The following is a 16238-nucleotide window of genomic DNA, read 5'->3' on the forward strand; positions in this document are numbered from 1 at the left end:
GTTTCTCTTACTTTAGTTTTGAAAATATCTTAACCACTATAAATGAATAAAAAGGATAAAGATTTAATTCCGGTTCAAGCCTTACTTATACCGAAATCTATAATATATACAGGAAAAATACTTAATTGGATCTCGCCATTTTTAGCTTCAAGATTTGCAGCAAGATTGTTTTTGACACCTTTTGGTTATAAAATGCCCGAAAGAGAAAAAAAAATGTTTGCAGAAGCTCATAAAGAAAAAGTATATATTGATAAAATAAGGAGGAGTGTTGTTGTTTATACTTATGGTACTGCAGAAAAAAAAATACTCCTTAGTCACGGTTGGTCAGGAAGCGGAACCCAACTATCAAAAATAGCAGAACAATTATTAGAAAGAGGATATACTACAGTTAGTTTTGATGCTCCTGCACATGGAAAATCCCCTGGTAAGAGGACTATCATGCCCCATTTTATTGAAACTATTCATCATTTAGAAAAATCACACGGACCTTTTGAAGCCGCTATAGGGCATTCATTAGGCGGAATGTCTCTTCTTAGAGCAACCAAAAATGGATTATCTATCAAAAAATTAGTGATTATAGGCACAGCAAACAGTATAACTGCAATAACTAAAAACTTTGCAAAAAATCTTCAATTAAACAATAAAGTTGGTCAATTGTTAAAATCATATTTTGACAAAAGATTTGGTGAAAATCTGGATAATTACTCTGGGGCTACATCTGCAAAAGAAGTAAAAATACCAACATTGGTAATACATGATAAAAATGATGTAGATGTGCACTACAGTGCAGCTCATGAAATAATAAAAGAATTAGAGAACGGACAGTTAATCCTTACAGAACAACTAGGCCATCGCAAAATTTTAGGAGACAAAAAAGTACTAGTTCAAATCCTCAATTTTATTTTGGAATAGTTATTGCAATGTTATACTCAAGGGATTAATACGACTATTAGAAAAACTTTATTAAATTTAATTAAAAAACTATGAAACGTTTTATTCTATTATTTATAGGAGTTCTTGTAATAAGTTGTACAGGTAACGCACAGAAAAAAGAAAAAAAAGAGGAAAAATCCTATGCTGTTTCTAAAACAAACGCAGAATGGAAAAAAATCCTTACCTCAGAGCAGTATTATATTTTGAGACAGGCTGGAACAGAAAGACCTTTTTCTAGTGTCTTAAATAAGCTATATGCCCCAGGTACATTTCATTGTGCAGCGTGTAATACCCCTTTATATCAGAGTGAACATAAATTTGATAGCGGCACAGGATGGCCAAGTTTTGATAGAGCTGTAAAAAATAATGTTGATAAGGATGTTGACTATAAATTAGGATATGCCAGATCAGAATTATTATGCAGTACATGTGGAGGACATTTAGGTCATGTATTTAATGATGGACCAAGAGAAACAACAGGTATGAGACATTGTATTAATGGAGATGCCTTAGTATTTGTTCCAAAAAAAACAACTAATGAGTAACTATCCAATTAAAAAAACTGAGGCTGAATGGAAAAATCAGCTCACAGAAGAAGAATACAGAGTGCTTAGACAAAAAGGTACAGAAAGACCTTTTACAGGCAAATATAATATACATGCAGAAGAAGGAACATACAAATGTATGGGATGTAACACAGCCCTTTTTGAAAGTACTTCTAAATTTGACTCTGGTTGTGGTTGGCCTAGTTTTGATGAATCTATAGAAGGAACTGTAGAATACATCAGGGATACAACACATGGTATGATAAGAACTGAAATATTATGTGCCAATTGTGGAAGCCACTTAGGTCATGTTTTTGATGACGGACCTACAAAGACTGGACAACGATATTGCGTAAACTCTGTAAGTATAGATTTTGACGAAAAATAAATTACTATTAATAAATTATTTACACTTATGAAAAAGATACTCACCCTATTTTGTTTAACTGCATTACTATTAACTTCTTGTAATAATGATGACGATTTTGATAATGACACATTTGCAAGAACATTTGAAGTCACACGGACTTTTAATGCCGCTAATAATTTTGCTGATGAAGCTGTTGTTCCCAATAACGTAGAAGTATTTGATGCTGATGTTGCATTAGTTTTTATTTTAGACCCTATAAGATCTGCCGCAGAAGGAGGTGATGTATGGGAACCTTTACCTAAAACTTTTAATTTTGCACCAGGAGAATTTGCTAGATTCAGTTTCAATTTCATCTTTGATGAACGAACAAATAAGGCTAGTATAGAGTTTGTACTTGAAAGTGATGATTTAACTAGCTTAAATTCAGACATAACTGATAATCAGGTTTTTAGAGTAGTTATAGTACCTTCATCTTTTGCCAGTGATTCAAAAGTAGATTTAAATGATTTAAATGCTGTTAAATCTGCACTGAATTTAGAATTTTAAAAACATTAATTACGCATATACATGCTGTTTAAAAAACGCTATCGAACTGATAGCGTTTTTTTTATTCTATTGCCAAAAATCTAATTGTTAGGGAATATCTAATTCCTTTTTTGGTTCATGAATTATCCTTAAATTCGTGACTTCAAAAAAATCGACATTTATGAGCACATATGATATTATCGTTTTAGGAAGTGGTCCTGGGGGATATGTAACTGCAATTAGAGCATCGCAATTAGGTTTTAAGACTGCAATTGTAGAAAAAGAAAGCTTAGGAGGCGTATGTTTAAATTGGGGGTGCATACCTACAAAAGCATTGTTAAAAAGTGCACAGGTATTCGAATATTTAAAACATGCATCTGATTATGGATTAACTATAGAAAAATTTGATAAAGATTTTGATGCTGTAGTACAAAGAAGTCGCGGAGTAGCAGATGGAATGAGCAAAGGAGTTCAATTCCTAATGAAAAAAAATAAAATAGATGTAATTGAAGGTTTTGGTAAGTTAAAAGCTAGTAACAAAATAGAAGTTACAGATGCAGACGGAAAATCTTCAGTTTATGAAGCTAAACACATAATTATAGCAACAGGTGCGAGGTCTAGAGAACTTCCTAATTTACCTCAAGATGGTAAAAAAGTTATCGGATACCGTGAAGCCATGACCTTAAAATCACAACCTAAAAAGATGATTGTGGTTGGTTCTGGTGCTATTGGAGTAGAGTTTGCTCATTTTTATAATGCAATGGGTACAGAAGTAACTATTGTAGAATTTTTACCTAATCTAGTACCTCTTGAAGATGAAGAAGTATCAAAACAATTTGGTAGAAATTTCAAGAAAGCAGGTATCAAAGTAATGACTAATTCTTCAGTAGAAAGTGTTGATGTGAGTGGTGATGGTGTAAAAGCTACTGTTAAAACCAAAAAAGGAGAAGAAATCCTTGAAGCTGATATTGTTCTTTCTGCAGTTGGAATCAAAACAAATATTGAAAACATAGGTTTAGAAGAATTAGGAATTGCTACGGATAGAGATAAAATCATTGTTAATGATTGGTATCAAACCAATATTCCAGGTATTTATGCTATAGGAGATGTAGTACCTGGCCCAGCATTAGCTCATGTTGCATCTGCAGAAGGTATTACATGTGTTGAAAAAATTGCTGGTATGCATGTTGAAGCAATAGACTATGGTAATATCCCAGGATGTACCTATGCTTCTCCAGAAATTGCAAGTGTAGGAATGACAGAAAAACAAGCTAAAGAAGCAGGATATGAGCTTAAAATAGGTAAATTTCCTTTTTCAGCGTCTGGTAAAGCAAGTGCTGCTGGTACCAAAGATGGTTTTGTTAAAGTTATTTTTGACGCAAAATATGGAGAATGGCTAGGATGCCATATGATCGGAGCTGGAGTTACTGATATGATTGCAGAGGCCGTACTAGGTCGAAAATTAGAAACAACTGGCCATGAAGTATTAAAAGCTATCCACCCTCACCCAACGATGAGTGAAGCCGTTATGGAAGCTGTTGCCGATGCCTATGACGAAGTAATACATTTATAATAGTATAAGTGTATTTTAAATAAAAAATCACCCCAAAATTCAGAGAATTTTGGGGTGATTTTATTTTTATGTTGAAAAAATACTATGATTTATTCAGAAAACTATGAATTGCTAATTCATAACTCTGTAAACCAAAACCTAATATTACACCATGTGCATTCGGTGAAATATAAGATTGGTGTCTAAACTCTTCTCTACCAAATGTATTAGAAATATGTACCTCAATTACTGGTGTAGTTACTGCTTTAATAGCATCCCCAATACCAATAGACGTATGCGTATACGCTCCCGCATTTAGAATTACCCCATCAAAATCATCATCTGCTTCTTGAATTTTTGTAATTAATTCTCCCTCAATGTTAGATTGAAAATAGGTTAATGAAATATCAGAGAATTTTGCTTGTAATGTTTTAAAAAAATCTTCAAAAGTCTGGTTTCCATATATACCAGGCTCTCTTTTTCCCAACATATTTAAATTTGGGCCATTTAGTATTAATATTTTCATTGTGATATTGGTTCCTGTCTTCTGTTATTCTTTGTTTTAAATAAATAGCCAATAGATAATTGTAGCAATGAATTAGTATTATTAATACCATCTATATTAGATACATTACTAAGCCCTAGCCCATAGTTTAATTGAAAAAACATACCGCTTTCTGCTTTGTACCCTGCTCCTATCATCCAACTAAAATCAACATCATTAAAAGCTTCAAAAAACTCATCTTCGGTATCTTCATCACCTATAGATCTTGAACTACTTGCCAATGTTGATAATCTCGGTCCTGTTTCAAAACTAAACTTTGGTGTGAAATAAAATTTTGTTAATACAGGTAAACTTAAATAATTAAGACTAATTTTATTTTCCTCTCCATTTTCATCAATCGTAAATCCTTGTGCAGAATACAATACTTCTGTTTGAATATAAAATCGTTGAGAGATAGGGAACTCTATTACTGCTCCTAAATGAATTCGTGTTCTTGCATCTGCATTATCAATGTCTCCAGTTAGATTACTATAATTAAGTCCCAGTTTAAAACCTGCTCTAGTATATAATGGATCTTCATCTTGTCCCTGTACATTGAACACAATCATGAATACTGCAAAAAATAGATATATGTATTTTTTCATAATGATAATATATAACTAACCAAAAGTAGTTTTATTTTTTAAAATACTAGAAAATATAGTGTACAAAAAAAGCGTCCGATAAAATGAACGCTTTTTAATATATCTGTACTACTAAAATACATTAAAACTTATATCCTACAGATAATTGGATTACAGAGTTTTTAATCTCTTCACTAACCCCATCAATATCATTAATATCTGATAAACCAAGATTATAACGACCTTCAAAAAATATTCCTGCCGCTAATTGATACCCAAGACCAAAGTTAAGTCCAAAATCTATTCCTTTAATAAACTCATCTGCATCTATTTCCACTTCTACACCGTCTCCTTCTGTTTTAGACTTAGCAGAAGCTAAAAAACCAATTTGAGGACCTGCTTGTAAACTTAACCCTTGAGCAATATAATACTTCGCCATTAATGGAATATTAATATAATTCAAGTTAAGCTTAGAGTCAATACCGCCATCCTCTTCAGAAGAACCCTGAGAAGAATAGAGTATTTCTGGTTGAAAAGCAAATTTTTCAGAAATAGGAATTTCAACAATAGCTCCTAAATGAAAACCCGTTTTACCATCTACATCATCTGTACCATCTCCTGTAATTGTTGCAAAGTTAACCCCTGCCTTGGCTCCAAATCTTATACCCTCTTCTTGGGCAGTAGTTACTAAACTAAAAGAAGCTAATACAGCTACTAATAAAATTTTTTTCATAATGATTGATTTAAAATGAATGTTTATTTGTTTGTAATTCATCGATAAAATTATACTTTTTAACGACATAAACATGTTTTTTATATATTATTTTTGTTATGAGTCTAGATACAAATTGATTACCCATTGTAATACAATACTTTAAAGTTTTAAAAGAAGTCAAAACCTTAATCTAAAGCATAAAAAAACTAATCTGTTACTAAAAAGAATACTAAAAACACTTAAAATTGAGAGTATTTTAACTTTTTATACAAGTATATTCTATAGTTTAGTCCCAACTTTAAACAACAATTATTATGAAAAAACTGATTTTAACTGCAATAGCAGTATTGGCTTTTAGTGCTGTACAAGCACAGGACGAAACTACAGAAGGATTTACAAAAGGAGATGTATTTATTTCAGGCTCTTTTGGTTTTAATTCTTCATCTACAGGTGATGACAAGACTTCGTCATTCTCTGTATCTCCAAGAGTAGGATATTTCGTTTCTGAAAATATTACCGTAGGAGCTAGGATTTCGTATCAAACAATATCTCAAGAAAACGGTGCTATTGACACAGATACAAATACTATTACTGCAGGAGCTTTTGGGAGGTATTATTTTACTCCAGCAAGTAAATTTTCAATCTTTGGTGAATTTGGCATTGATTATCAATCAATTAATTTTGATAACGGCACCACTGATTCTACTACAGATGGGTTCGCACTAACATTGCGTCCAGGAGTAAGTTATTTTTTAAATAACAATTTTGCACTAGAAGCTGCTTGGGGAGCTTTATCCTATGCAACAGCTAATCCCGATCAAGGTGAGTCTAGCGATAATTTTTCGATTGGCCTAAACTTAGACAATATTAACCTAGGATTAGTCTATAAATTTTAACTTAGTATCAAATCAGTAATAAAAGCCACCTCAAGAGATCGAGGTGGCTTACTTTTTATATCTTAGTACTAATAATTCTGAAAATCTATTGAAAAGCAGATGAAATGGGAACATGCTATTAAAGATTATATTCACTATTTAAGAATTGAAAGAGGTCTTTCTGAAAATTCTATAATTAATTATCATCTAGATCTTAAACGTTTACTAGGATTTCTTGAAGCTGGTGAGATAGATACTTCTCCTTTACAAATAGAAAAGGAAATATTACAACAGTTCATTTTTGAAACAGCAAAATTAGTAAACGCCCGTTCGCAATCAAGAATTATTTCTGGTTTAAAAAGTTTTTTTAATTACTTAGTTTTTGAAGATTATCGAGAAACAAACCCTATGGAGTTAATAGAATCTCCTAAAATTGGCAGAAAATTACCTGATACTTTATCTGTCGAAGAAATCGATCATATTATTGCGCAAATTGATCTTAGCAAACCAGAAGGTGAACGTAACCGAGCAATTATAGAAACTTTATACGGTTGTGGATTAAGAGTTACAGAACTTATTGAATTAAAATTATCTAATCTATTTTTTGAAGAAGGTTATATAAGTGTTACAGGAAAAGGAGATAAACAAAGGTTTGTTCCTATTGGAGAAACTACACAAAAGTTTATTACCATTTATACTCAGGAAATACGTAACCATATCGACATTAAGAAAGGTTTTGAAGATACCCTATTTCTAAATCGCAGAGGCAGACAACTCACACGAGCCATGATATTTACTATTGTAAAACGACTAGTCGAAAAAGCAGGTATTCATAAACAAGTAAGTCCGCACACCTTTAGACACTCTTTTGCTACCCATCTATTAGAAAACGGTGCGGATTTAAGAGCCATACAACTTATGTTAGGTCACGAAAGTATTACGACTACAGAAATATATATGCATATTGACCGTAGTCATTTAACTCAAGTTATGAATGAATTCCATCCACGAAGATAATATGAAGCACTCATTTGGCATCATAGTAATCTTTCTTATTTTTTTTAATGCCCCTCGACTGTTAGCGCAAAAGTTTAAGGCTAATGGCGGTGTCTTAGTCAAAGCTGAAATTACATTAGGAAATCAAAATCAATGGCTTAAAGTTGGGGTATCTGGTTTAGGAACTTTAAGCTATGGCGATATTGCTTTAGAAAGCGGATTATCTTTAGCTTCTTATGCATTCTTAAAAAGACATACTTTAAAAACAGAGGGATTTGCTTATTCCTACGAATTCTTTGGTCTAGCTGGGGTTGGAAAAAACAGTAATTTACTTGGAGCTACTGTATTTAATACAAATACAGCACTTTTATTTAACCCTTTAGGGAAAGGGGGATTTAACGGATTAGGATTTGGGGTTAGCAAAGATGTATTACCAAATAATTTAAAATCATATGGACTTAAAAGAGGTGCTTTACTAATGAGATTCAGCAATGCAAATCACAATTTCCATTTTGCATTTAGAAATGACTTAAAAATTGGTTTATTCAGTGGAGCAGGAACCGATTATGGTGTTACAGGATCTCTAGATCTTGGATTTACTAAAATAAAAGGACCCGAAACTATTTATCAGTTAGGGTTTGGTATAGATCTATTTACCCCCAGACCTGATTATAGTAGATCTCCAAGAAATCCTATAAATTCAGATAATGGTCGCAAAAATGTTTGGTACACCTTACCCCCTATTGTAGATCTCTTTTATGGAAATGTATATGTATATGGTACATACCAAGAAGAATATATATCAGTACACTCTAAAATAGGATTAAATAGTCAAAAAACGGGAGCTTATATCCAAAATACCTTACATGATGGTTTGGGGCTAAATCCCCGTTTTCCTTGGCAAGTGGAAACAAAAAATAAATTGTACATTGAAATTAGTGGTAATGTATTGAAAAAAGAAGTTTCTAATGAGTAGGAGAAGTTATACATATATTCTAATAGTTACCTTGGCAATCTTTAGTAATAGTTGTTCTACATATACTAATTTTTATAGCCCAACATTCTCTAAAATTGAACAAAACAATATTTCAAAAATACATCGATTAGATTTAAGTAATCAAAATCTAAAATCACTTCCAGAATCCATTAAGAAAATAAAAGATCTTCGAATGCTCGATATAAGTTCTAATCCTGAATTAGATCTACAACAAGTATTCGAACAATTAGCACAATATAATACTATTGAAATTTTAATACTTGATAGTCTAAGTATCGAAAAATTACCAGAATCTATTAAACAGTTATCAAAACTAAAACAATTATCACTGGCATACAATCCAAAAATTGATCTAGAATATAATTTTGACCTTATTGCCGAATTGCCCATAGAATTTCTTAACCTTAAAGGAAACGAACTTTCTAAGCTCCCTGAAAACATCAAAACTATACCCACCATCAAAGATTTAAATTTATCTTTTAACACGATAAAAACTGCCAGAAACTTTGAATTACTAGGGATGCTTCCTAATTTATATTCTTTATGGTTGGATCACAATCAACTTGATAAGTTACCGCCCGAAATTAGCAAAGTTAATCAGGTTAGATTTCTATATATCGATCATAATCGGTTACAAAAATTACCTAAAGAAATGTCTAAAATGAAAACTTGGGTAATCCATGCAGGGTATAATGAATTCACTCAATTACCAAAAGTATTCACTACTATGAAATCCCTTTTTATGGTCCACATAAATAATAATAAAATTAATACAATCCCAACAGTATATGAAGCCGAAAAGTACTCATTAGCTGGATTAATTTTAGACAATAATCCAATTACAGAAAAAGAAAAAATTAAAGCAAAGAAGTTATTTAAGGGGTTTTTCTTACTTTCTTTTGAACAAAAATAAGGTAAAAAAAACGGCCTCTCAAAATTCTTATATGAGAGGCCGTTTGTATATATTCTATTGTTTATTTATCTAACAACTCTACCAAAAGGCACATTATTGTTAGCTGTAAGAGTGTTTATTGCAGGTGCAACATTTTGCTGTGCTGTTCCTGTAAGAGGTTTTATAAAAAAGGGAGTCGCTTGATCATAATCTGGAGATGGCTCTACAGAAATTACTACCATTTTACCTCTCACATCACCATCCTCAGGAAATGTTAACCCTTGTGGTGCACTATTAATAAAATCTTCACCTGGGTAATCAGGAGCATTGCCATTGCCACTATATGGTGAAGCATCATCAAATGTTGTTTCATCACTAAATGTACCAGTAGAAACAGGAAATGATGTTCCATTTTTTGTTAACACAACCCAACCTTCATATTTCCATCCATCGGCAAGTGGTGGTAGGTCTAAACCTGGAGCTACCTGAATCCCACTTGGATCTTCAAACCAAATTCCAAATTCATCATTATCCGATACATTATCTGTTGGTGTTGCCATTACAAATTTTCCTGAAACAGAAGAAAAATCGGCCATTACAGTCGTTGAAACTACTTGTGCAACGCTTCCAGTAAAAGTACCTGTTAAAATTCTTGTTTTAGACGGTTTTGGATCAGCATCATTTGGTGCTTCTATCGATAAGAAAAACTCTGTTGCACTCTCTAATGTTGTTGTTACTACTGGAAAAACTGTAGTAGTTCCAACACTAGAAAATTTATTAATCGATACCGGTTCTCCGTCTACCACAAGCCAAGCTTCATAAGACGCTCCCCCTGTTAATGGTTCTAATCCGATTAGTTCAAGAGTCAAATTAGATGTAGGCGGTCCATCATCGCTAGAACATGAGGTTATCAATAGCGATACAATACTCAGGGCTACTACTAAAATTCTTTTTGTCATCATTTTGTTTTTTCAAGTTATCAATTAAGAGTATCAAGGTTACAATAATTAACTCTAAAACAAAGACAAAATTGTATGTTAAAACCACATTCTTTTTACATATAATCTACGTTTAAGAGTGTTTTTGAACATTCTGATCAGGGGATCTAAATAGTTCTAGAAAAGCATTTCCAATATTTGAGAGAATATCACTTGCTATTACTGCCTCAAAACCAGATTTTTGGGCAGCCAAATCCCCAGAACTTCCATGAAGATAAACTGCAAAAACAGTAGCATGTAATGGATTATATCCTTGAGATAATAATCCTGTAATCATTCCTGTAAGTACATCTCCGCTCCCTGCAGTAGCCATACCTGGGTTACCTGTACTATTTACATACATAATATCTTGATTAATAGTGATTGTATTGGCTCCTTTTATAACAATTATACAATGATATTTCTTCGAAAACGCTTTCGTCTTTCTTAATTTATCAAAATCATCGTCCCATTTACCAATCAAACGTTCTAACTCTTTAGGATGCGGAGTTAAAATTGTTTGTTTAGGAAGGTGTTCCAAAAATTCTTGATGTTTCGCCAGTATATTTATCCCATCTGCATCGATAACAAGAGGAAAAGTAACATTCTTCAAAAACTCTTCAAAAGCTTTTACGGTCTTTGTGCTAGTTCCAAGCCCGGTTCCAATTCCAACCGCTGCTGGTGTGATATCAAGATTAATTTCTGCTAACTCATCATCATCGTCTGTTATAACCATAGCTTCAGGCACAGCCGTTTGTAAAACTTCATAACCACATTCCGGGATATATGCTGTTGCTAAACCTGCTCCTACTTTTAAGGCAGATTTTGTAGCCAACGTAACGCTTCCCATTTTTCCATAGCTACCTCCGATTAAAACACAATGCCCATATGTACCTTTATGACCAAACTTATGTCTGGGACGATATAATGGTAATATTTCATTTTTAGTTATTAATTCTGCTATTCCGGCAGTATTCATAATAAAATTTCTATCAAGGCCAATATCTATTACTTCTACATCATTAGAATAGATTCCTGTTTCTGGTAAAAAGAAAACTAGTTTTGGTAACTGAAATGCTACCGTTACATCGGCAAAAATAACTCCATTCTTATCTTCAGGCCCTTTGTCAGAATATAGACCAGACGGAATATCAATAGACAACTTAAAAGCTCTTGTTTTATTAATATGTTTTATTAAAGAAACTACCCAAGGCACCATAGGTCTATTAAGACCAATCCCAAAGATCGCATCTATAACCATATCTTCATTTTTTATCTTTGGGAAATCATCTTCAGATTTAAGTTGTGTTGGCCATGTTGTAACAATTTCCTTAAGACGATCATAGTTTATCAAAAAATCCTTGGATCGATTATCGCTAAAATTAACAATATACGTTTGTACTGTATACCCATGCTGCACCAATAATCTAGAAATTACTAATCCATCTCCCCCATTATTACCAAGACCACAAAAAACATGAATAACAATAGGTGATCCTTGTAATTTCTGATGTATTAAATTAAAAGTTTGTGTGGCAGCTTTTTCCATTAGGTCTAGAGAACTAATCTTCTCTGAAGTAATAGTAGCTTCATCTGCCATTCGCATTTGTTGTGCAGAAAATATTTTCATTTGATTTAATTAGGAATTATATAATGAAATATGAGATAAATTATTGAATTAACAAAAGTTTATACATTGTATTGATTTAATTTTCTTTAAAAATAAAAAATTATACATTTGATCTCAAATCAAGATAAACTAATGTTTAGTACCGTTTTCATCTCGGCTATATTAATCTCTTTAGGAACAGCTATTGTGTCTGGGATTACTTCTATTACGCGTACTACAATTATTATTACCCTTAGGGGTTAATTATTTATATATCACCAAAGAAAGTACGTAGTTTATTAGAATTATAAGCTACCGAAGACAAGTTTATCCATTAATTTATTACTTAAAAAATATATTATGAACGTTCTAAAATTTGGAGGTTCTTCTGTAGCTAATGCTACTACCATAGAGAATGTAATAGAAATTATTAAAGAACAATCTCGGGAAAAAGCACTATTTGTAGTTGTCTCTGCAATGGGTGGTATAACCGACTTGTTATTAAAAGCTGGTGAGGAAGCTTCTACAAATAATGAGAACTATAAAAATACATTAGCAGAAATAGAGAAAAGACATTTAGATACAGTTAAGGCTCTAATTCCGGTGATTAATCAAAGTGCTATAATTAGCAAAGTAAAAGCACAGCTTAATACTTTAGAATCACTTTGTGAAGGCGTGTATTTATTAAGTGAGTTATCTGATAAAACTGCTGCTGTAATAGCCAGTTTTGGTGAAATGCTTTCATCATATATTATAACCGAAGCCGCGAAAGTAAAAGAATTAGATATTACTTTTAAAGATTCTCGTGACGTTATTGTAAAAACGGATAGTACTAAAATTGCTATTGATTATAAGGAAACAAATACTAAAATTCTCTCCTTTCATAAGGAAAACACACATAGAATATGTCTTTTTCCTGGTTTTGTAGCCAAAACTCAAGATGGCGAGCCTACAACACTAGGAAGAGGTGGGTCTGATTTTACCGCAGCCATTTTGGCAGCAGCAATTGATGCTGAACAGTTACAAATTTGGACAGATGTAAGTGGTATGTATACTGCTAATCCTAAATTAGTGAAACAGGCTAAACCTGTATCACATATCTCTTATCAAGAAGCGATGGAATTATCTCATTTTGGAGCTAAAGTAATTTACCCTCCTACAATACATCCAGTATTAGATAAAGATATTCCAATAGTTATTAAAAATACCTTTAAACCATTAGACAAAGGTACAGCTATAACTAGAAAAGTAGACCAGAGACAAAAACCTGTAACCGGAATTACGCATATAGACAATATAGCTATTATTTCTCTTGAAGGTAGTGGTATGGTAGGAATTCCTGGATTTTCTAAACGATTATTCGAAGCTTTATTTCTTGATAATATTAATGTAATTCTGATTACTCAAGCCTCTTCAGAGCATTCTATTTGTTTAGCGATAGAATCTGTTGATGCAGAAAAAGCTAAAAGCATTCTAGATCGTACTTTCGAATTTGAAATTTCTAAAAAGAAGCTAAATCCCGTAAAAATTGAAAATGAGGTAGCTATTATTGCCCTTGTTGGTGATAACATGTATCATCATCAAGGATTAAGCGGTAAGATGTTTAGTACTTTGGGAAAAAACAATGTCAACATTAGAGCTATTGCACAAGGTGCTTCAGAAAAAAACATATCTGTAGTCATTGAAGAAAAGGATATTAAAAAGGCGCTCAACATATTACATGAACGTTTCTTTGAAGTTAAAACAAAACAACTAAACCTTTTTATTACAGGAGTAGGAAATGTTGGAAGCAAGTTATTAAGTCAATTAGAGCAACAAAATAAATATTTAAAAGAAAAACTTCGATTAAAAATTAGAGTTGTTGGACTCTCTAATTCAAGAAAAATGGCTTTTGATGAAAAAGGAATCGATCTTAATTCTTGGGAAAAATTTCTAGTAGATGGAGAGCCTGCAAATGCTGAGCATTTTTTTAAAATAGCACAAGAAATGAATTTGCGTAATTCTATTTTTGTTGATAATACTGCCAATCCTGATATTGCTAAAATTTATAAACATTATTTAGCAGAAAGCATGGCGGTAGTTACATGCAACAAAATTGCTTGTGCCGATGAATATACAAATTATGAAGAACTACAAAGTTTGTCTAGAAAATTTAGTGCTTCATTTTTGTATGAGACGAATGTGGGAGCAGGTTTGCCTATAATTGATACCCTTAATAATCTAATAGCTTCTGGAGATAATGTACATAAAATACAAGCGGTACTTTCTGGAAGTCTTAATTTTGTATTTAACAATTATAAAAAAGGGGTTACTTTCCATGAAATTGTAAAACAAGCTCAACAAGAAGGTTATACAGAGCCTGATCCTAAAATAGACCTTAGTGGTATCGATGTAGCCCGTAAAATTCTTATTCTAGCGAGAGAGAGTGGTAAAGTAATGGAGCTTGAAGATATAGAGAACGATTCTTTCCTTCCGCAAGATTGTCTTGATACCTCTACAGTTGAAGATTTTTTAAATTCTGTGAAAGAATATGAAAATCATTTTGGTAAAATTTTAGAAGATGCGGAGCAAAAACAATGTCGATTAAAATATGTCGCCCAATACGAAAATGGTAATGCAAAAGTAGGATTACAACATATTCCCGTTGATCACCCATTCTACAACCTAGAAGGAAGCGATAATATTGTTTTATTTTACACTGATAGATATCCAAAACAACCACTAATTGTAAAAGGTGCCGGTGCAGGTGCCGATGTCACTGCTTCAGGTATTTTTGCAGATATCATTAGAATTGGAAAAAAATAGCATACCAATGAATAAAAGTATTAAAATATTTGCTCCTGCTACGGTAGCTAATCTATCTTGTGGATTTGATGTACTTGGATGCTGTTTAGATACAGTTGGAGATGAAATGGTTATTTCATTAACATCTAATCCAGAAGTAAAAATCACAAAAATAGATGGGGCTAACCTTCCGTTAGAAACACACAAAAATGTTGCGGGTGTGGCCGTTGAAGCTTTACTTAAAGCTTATAAAAAGGAAATTGGTGTTACCATAGAAATCTATAAAAAAATTAAAGCAGGAAGCGGTATTGGAAGTAGTGCCGCTAGTAGCGCCGGCGCCGTTTGGGCAGTAAATTATTTATTAGATTCTCCTTTTTCATCACAAGAATTAATTGCCTTTGCCATGGAAGGAGAAAAACTCGCGAGTGGAAATGCCCATGCAGATAATGTTGCTCCTGCCCTACTTGGTGGATTTACATTAGTTCGTAGTTATAAGCCTTTAGATGTTATTAAATTAAATACACCAAAAGATTTAATGATTACTGTTATTCATCCACAAATCGAAGTAAAAACTTCTGATTCAAGATCTGTTATCAAACACAACGTATCCCTACAACAAGCTATACAACAATGGGGAAATGTAGGAGGTTTGGTTGCAGGATTATTTACAGAAGATTATGAACTTATAGGTAGAAGTCTTGAAGATGTCATCATTGAACCTTTACGATCTATATTAATTCCCGAATTTACTGCTGTAAAAGAAGCTGCTCTTTCAAGTGGAGCCTTAGGCTGTGGAATTTCTGGATCTGGTCCTTCTATTTTTGCATTAAGCAAAGGAGATAAAACTGCTACCCTTGTTGCAGACGCTATACGTAATGTTTACAGTAAAACGGGTCTCAAATTTGATATTCATATATCTAAAATTAATAATGACGGTATTAAAATAATTGAAGTTTAATATGAAAGAAATTAAAAAAATAGCGACAGGTTCTCCATGGGAAGGTATTGTTGGATACTCCAGAGCTATCAAAATTGGCAATACCATAGAAATTTCGGGCACTACAGCTTCAGGAAAAGATGAGTATGAACAAACCATAGAAATCATAAAGATTGCCGAAAAGGCTCTTAATGATCTTGGTGCCGACCTGTCTAATGTCATAAGAACTAGAATTTACTGTACCGATATTTCTAAATGGGAAAATATTGGTAAAGCACATGGAGCGTATTTTGGAGCTATAAAACCCGCTACGACAATGGTCGAAGTATCCAAATTAATTTCGCCAGAAATTTTAGTTGAAATTGAATTCTCTGCAATAGTATAAACATATAATTCGAATAAT

General features: G+C 32.6%; 17 protein-coding genes. 12 read left to right on the forward strand and 5 right to left on the reverse strand.

Translation table 11 applies throughout. The features are described from left to right. Positions 1-42: 42 nt before the first annotated feature. From D1816_RS04915 to lpdA, 5 genes are all read left to right on the forward strand, one after another. Positions 43-912, forward strand: a complete 870-nt coding sequence (locus tag D1816_RS04915) for an alpha/beta hydrolase (RefSeq protein ID WP_118501408.1) — start codon at positions 43-45, stop codon at positions 910-912. 71 nt (positions 913-983) lie between these two features. Next, the gene (gene msrB, locus D1816_RS04920) at positions 984-1478 is read left to right on the forward strand and encodes a peptide-methionine (R)-S-oxide reductase MsrB (RefSeq protein ID WP_066309754.1); all 495 of its coding nucleotides are present in this window, start codon (positions 984-986) and stop codon (positions 1476-1478) included. Further along, the gene (msrB, locus tag D1816_RS04925) at positions 1471-1866 is read left to right on the forward strand and encodes a peptide-methionine (R)-S-oxide reductase MsrB (protein ID WP_066309751.1); all 396 of its coding nucleotides are present in this window, start codon (positions 1471-1473) and stop codon (positions 1864-1866) included. The genes msrB (D1816_RS04920) and msrB (D1816_RS04925) overlap by 8 nt, the downstream gene beginning before the upstream one ends. Before the next feature lie 27 nt (positions 1867-1893). Next, the gene (locus tag D1816_RS04930) at positions 1894-2394 is read left to right on the forward strand and encodes a hypothetical protein (RefSeq protein ID WP_066309748.1); all 501 of its coding nucleotides are present in this window, start codon (positions 1894-1896) and stop codon (positions 2392-2394) included. 160 nt (positions 2395-2554) lie between these two features. After that, positions 2555-3946, forward strand: coding sequence for a dihydrolipoyl dehydrogenase (gene lpdA, locus D1816_RS04935; protein WP_118501409.1), 1392 nt, complete (start codon positions 2555-2557; stop codon positions 3944-3946). An 82-nt stretch (positions 3947-4028) separates the two neighbouring features. Here the strand turns inward: lpdA and aroQ are convergent, their stop codons facing one another. From aroQ to D1816_RS04950, 3 genes are all read right to left on the reverse strand, one after another. Next, the gene (gene aroQ, locus D1816_RS04940; RefSeq protein ID WP_066309745.1) at positions 4029-4451 is read right to left on the reverse strand and encodes a type II 3-dehydroquinate dehydratase; all 423 of its coding nucleotides are present in this window, start codon (positions 4449-4451) and stop codon (positions 4029-4031) included. Next, a complete protein-coding gene (locus tag D1816_RS04945; protein ID WP_118501410.1) occupies positions 4448-5074 on the reverse strand; it encodes a porin family protein in 627 nt (208 codons plus the stop codon). The genes aroQ and D1816_RS04945 overlap by 4 nt, the downstream gene beginning before the upstream one ends. Before the next feature lie 121 nt (positions 5075-5195). Beyond that, entirely contained in the window at positions 5196-5786 is a 591-nt protein-coding gene (locus tag D1816_RS04950; protein WP_066309740.1) for a porin family protein, read from the reverse strand. A gap of 296 nt (positions 5787-6082) precedes the next feature. Here D1816_RS04950 and D1816_RS04955 point away from each other — a divergent pair, with 296 nt between their 5' ends. The 4 genes from D1816_RS04955 (at position 6083) to D1816_RS04970 (ending at position 9549) form a co-directional block, all read left to right on the forward strand. Beyond that, on the forward strand, positions 6083-6664 hold the full coding sequence (locus D1816_RS04955; RefSeq protein ID WP_118501411.1) for a porin family protein: 582 nt from the start codon (positions 6083-6085) through the stop codon (positions 6662-6664). A gap of 99 nt (positions 6665-6763) precedes the next feature. Continuing rightward, positions 6764-7660 (forward strand): site-specific tyrosine recombinase XerD, encoded by an 897-nt coding sequence (gene xerD / locus D1816_RS04960; protein ID WP_118501412.1) that lies wholly within the window; start codon positions 6764-6766, stop codon positions 7658-7660. Next, a complete protein-coding gene (locus tag D1816_RS04965; protein ID WP_147405104.1) occupies positions 7638-8615 on the forward strand; it encodes a hypothetical protein in 978 nt (325 codons plus the stop codon). Before xerD ends, D1816_RS04965 begins: the two co-directional genes overlap by 23 nt. Further along, positions 8608-9549 carry a leucine-rich repeat domain-containing protein gene (locus D1816_RS04970; RefSeq protein ID WP_118501414.1) on the forward strand — a complete coding sequence of 314 codons (942 nt, stop codon included), beginning with the start codon at positions 8608-8610 and terminating at the stop codon, positions 9547-9549. The genes D1816_RS04965 and D1816_RS04970 overlap by 8 nt, the downstream gene beginning before the upstream one ends. A 65-nt stretch (positions 9550-9614) precedes the next feature. On the opposite strand, the gene D1816_RS04975 is transcribed toward D1816_RS04970, so the two are convergent. Further along, complete coding sequence (locus D1816_RS04975; RefSeq protein WP_118501415.1) at positions 9615-10487, reverse strand: anti-sigma factor; 873 nt, start codon at positions 10485-10487, stop codon at positions 9615-9617. Positions 10488-10599: 112 nt separating this feature from the next. Next, positions 10600-12135: an NAD(P)H-hydrate dehydratase gene (locus D1816_RS04980; protein ID WP_118501416.1), complete on the reverse strand. Its 1536-nt coding sequence runs from the start codon at positions 12133-12135 to the stop codon at positions 10600-10602. A gap of 339 nt (positions 12136-12474) precedes the next feature. Between D1816_RS04980 and thrA the strand changes: the two genes are divergently transcribed. Genes thrA through D1816_RS04995 form a run of 3 tightly spaced genes read left to right on the forward strand, consistent with a single transcriptional unit; the run spans position 12475 to position 16220 of the window. Further along, positions 12475-14919, forward strand: a complete 2445-nt coding sequence (gene thrA / locus D1816_RS04985; protein ID WP_118501417.1) for a bifunctional aspartate kinase/homoserine dehydrogenase I — start codon at positions 12475-12477, stop codon at positions 14917-14919. Between the two features lie 7 nt (positions 14920-14926). Continuing rightward, positions 14927-15856 (forward strand): homoserine kinase, encoded by a 930-nt coding sequence (locus tag D1816_RS04990; protein WP_118506211.1) that lies wholly within the window; start codon positions 14927-14929, stop codon positions 15854-15856. Position 15857: 1 nt separating this feature from the next. Further along, positions 15858-16220 carry a RidA family protein gene (locus D1816_RS04995; protein WP_118501418.1) on the forward strand — a complete coding sequence of 121 codons (363 nt, stop codon included), beginning with the start codon at positions 15858-15860 and terminating at the stop codon, positions 16218-16220. Positions 16221-16238: the final 18 nt, after the last annotated feature.

Source organism: Aquimarina sp. AD10 (genome assembly GCF_003443715.1).
Classification (GTDB): Bacteria; Bacteroidota; Bacteroidia; order Flavobacteriales; family Flavobacteriaceae; genus Aquimarina; species Aquimarina aggregata.

Excerpts from the sequence above, each read along its gene's own strand:
- D1816_RS04915 (WP_118501408.1), top strand. The coding sequence starts at position 43 with ATGAATAAAAAGGATAAAGATTTAATTCCGGTTCAAGCCTTACTTATA.
- msrB (WP_066309754.1), top strand. The coding sequence starts at position 984 with ATGAAACGTTTTATTCTATTATTTATAGGAGTTCTTGTAATAAGTTGT.
- msrB (WP_066309751.1), top strand. The coding sequence starts at position 1,471 with ATGAGTAACTATCCAATTAAAAAAACTGAGGCTGAATGGAAAAATCAG.
- D1816_RS04930 (WP_066309748.1), top strand. The coding sequence starts at position 1,894 with ATGAAAAAGATACTCACCCTATTTTGTTTAACTGCATTACTATTAACT.
- lpdA (WP_118501409.1), top strand. The coding sequence starts at position 2,555 with ATGAGCACATATGATATTATCGTTTTAGGAAGTGGTCCTGGGGGATAT.
- aroQ (WP_066309745.1), bottom strand. The coding sequence starts at position 4,451 with ATGAAAATATTAATACTAAATGGCCCAAATTTAAATATGTTGGGAAAA.
- D1816_RS04945 (WP_118501410.1), bottom strand. The coding sequence starts at position 5,074 with ATGAAAAAATACATATATCTATTTTTTGCAGTATTCATGATTGTGTTC.
- D1816_RS04950 (WP_066309740.1), bottom strand. The coding sequence starts at position 5,786 with ATGAAAAAAATTTTATTAGTAGCTGTATTAGCTTCTTTTAGTTTAGTA.
- D1816_RS04955 (WP_118501411.1), top strand. The coding sequence starts at position 6,083 with ATGAAAAAACTGATTTTAACTGCAATAGCAGTATTGGCTTTTAGTGCT.
- xerD (WP_118501412.1), top strand. The coding sequence starts at position 6,764 with ATGAAATGGGAACATGCTATTAAAGATTATATTCACTATTTAAGAATT.
- D1816_RS04965 (WP_147405104.1), top strand. The coding sequence starts at position 7,638 with ATGAATTCCATCCACGAAGATAATATGAAGCACTCATTTGGCATCATA.
- D1816_RS04970 (WP_118501414.1), top strand. The coding sequence starts at position 8,608 with ATGAGTAGGAGAAGTTATACATATATTCTAATAGTTACCTTGGCAATC.
- D1816_RS04975 (WP_118501415.1), bottom strand. The coding sequence starts at position 10,487 with ATGACAAAAAGAATTTTAGTAGTAGCCCTGAGTATTGTATCGCTATTG.
- D1816_RS04980 (WP_118501416.1), bottom strand. The coding sequence starts at position 12,135 with ATGAAAATATTTTCTGCACAACAAATGCGAATGGCAGATGAAGCTACT.
- thrA (WP_118501417.1), top strand. The coding sequence starts at position 12,475 with ATGAACGTTCTAAAATTTGGAGGTTCTTCTGTAGCTAATGCTACTACC.
- D1816_RS04990 (WP_118506211.1), top strand. The coding sequence starts at position 14,927 with ATGAATAAAAGTATTAAAATATTTGCTCCTGCTACGGTAGCTAATCTA.
- D1816_RS04995 (WP_118501418.1), top strand. The coding sequence starts at position 15,858 with ATGAAAGAAATTAAAAAAATAGCGACAGGTTCTCCATGGGAAGGTATT.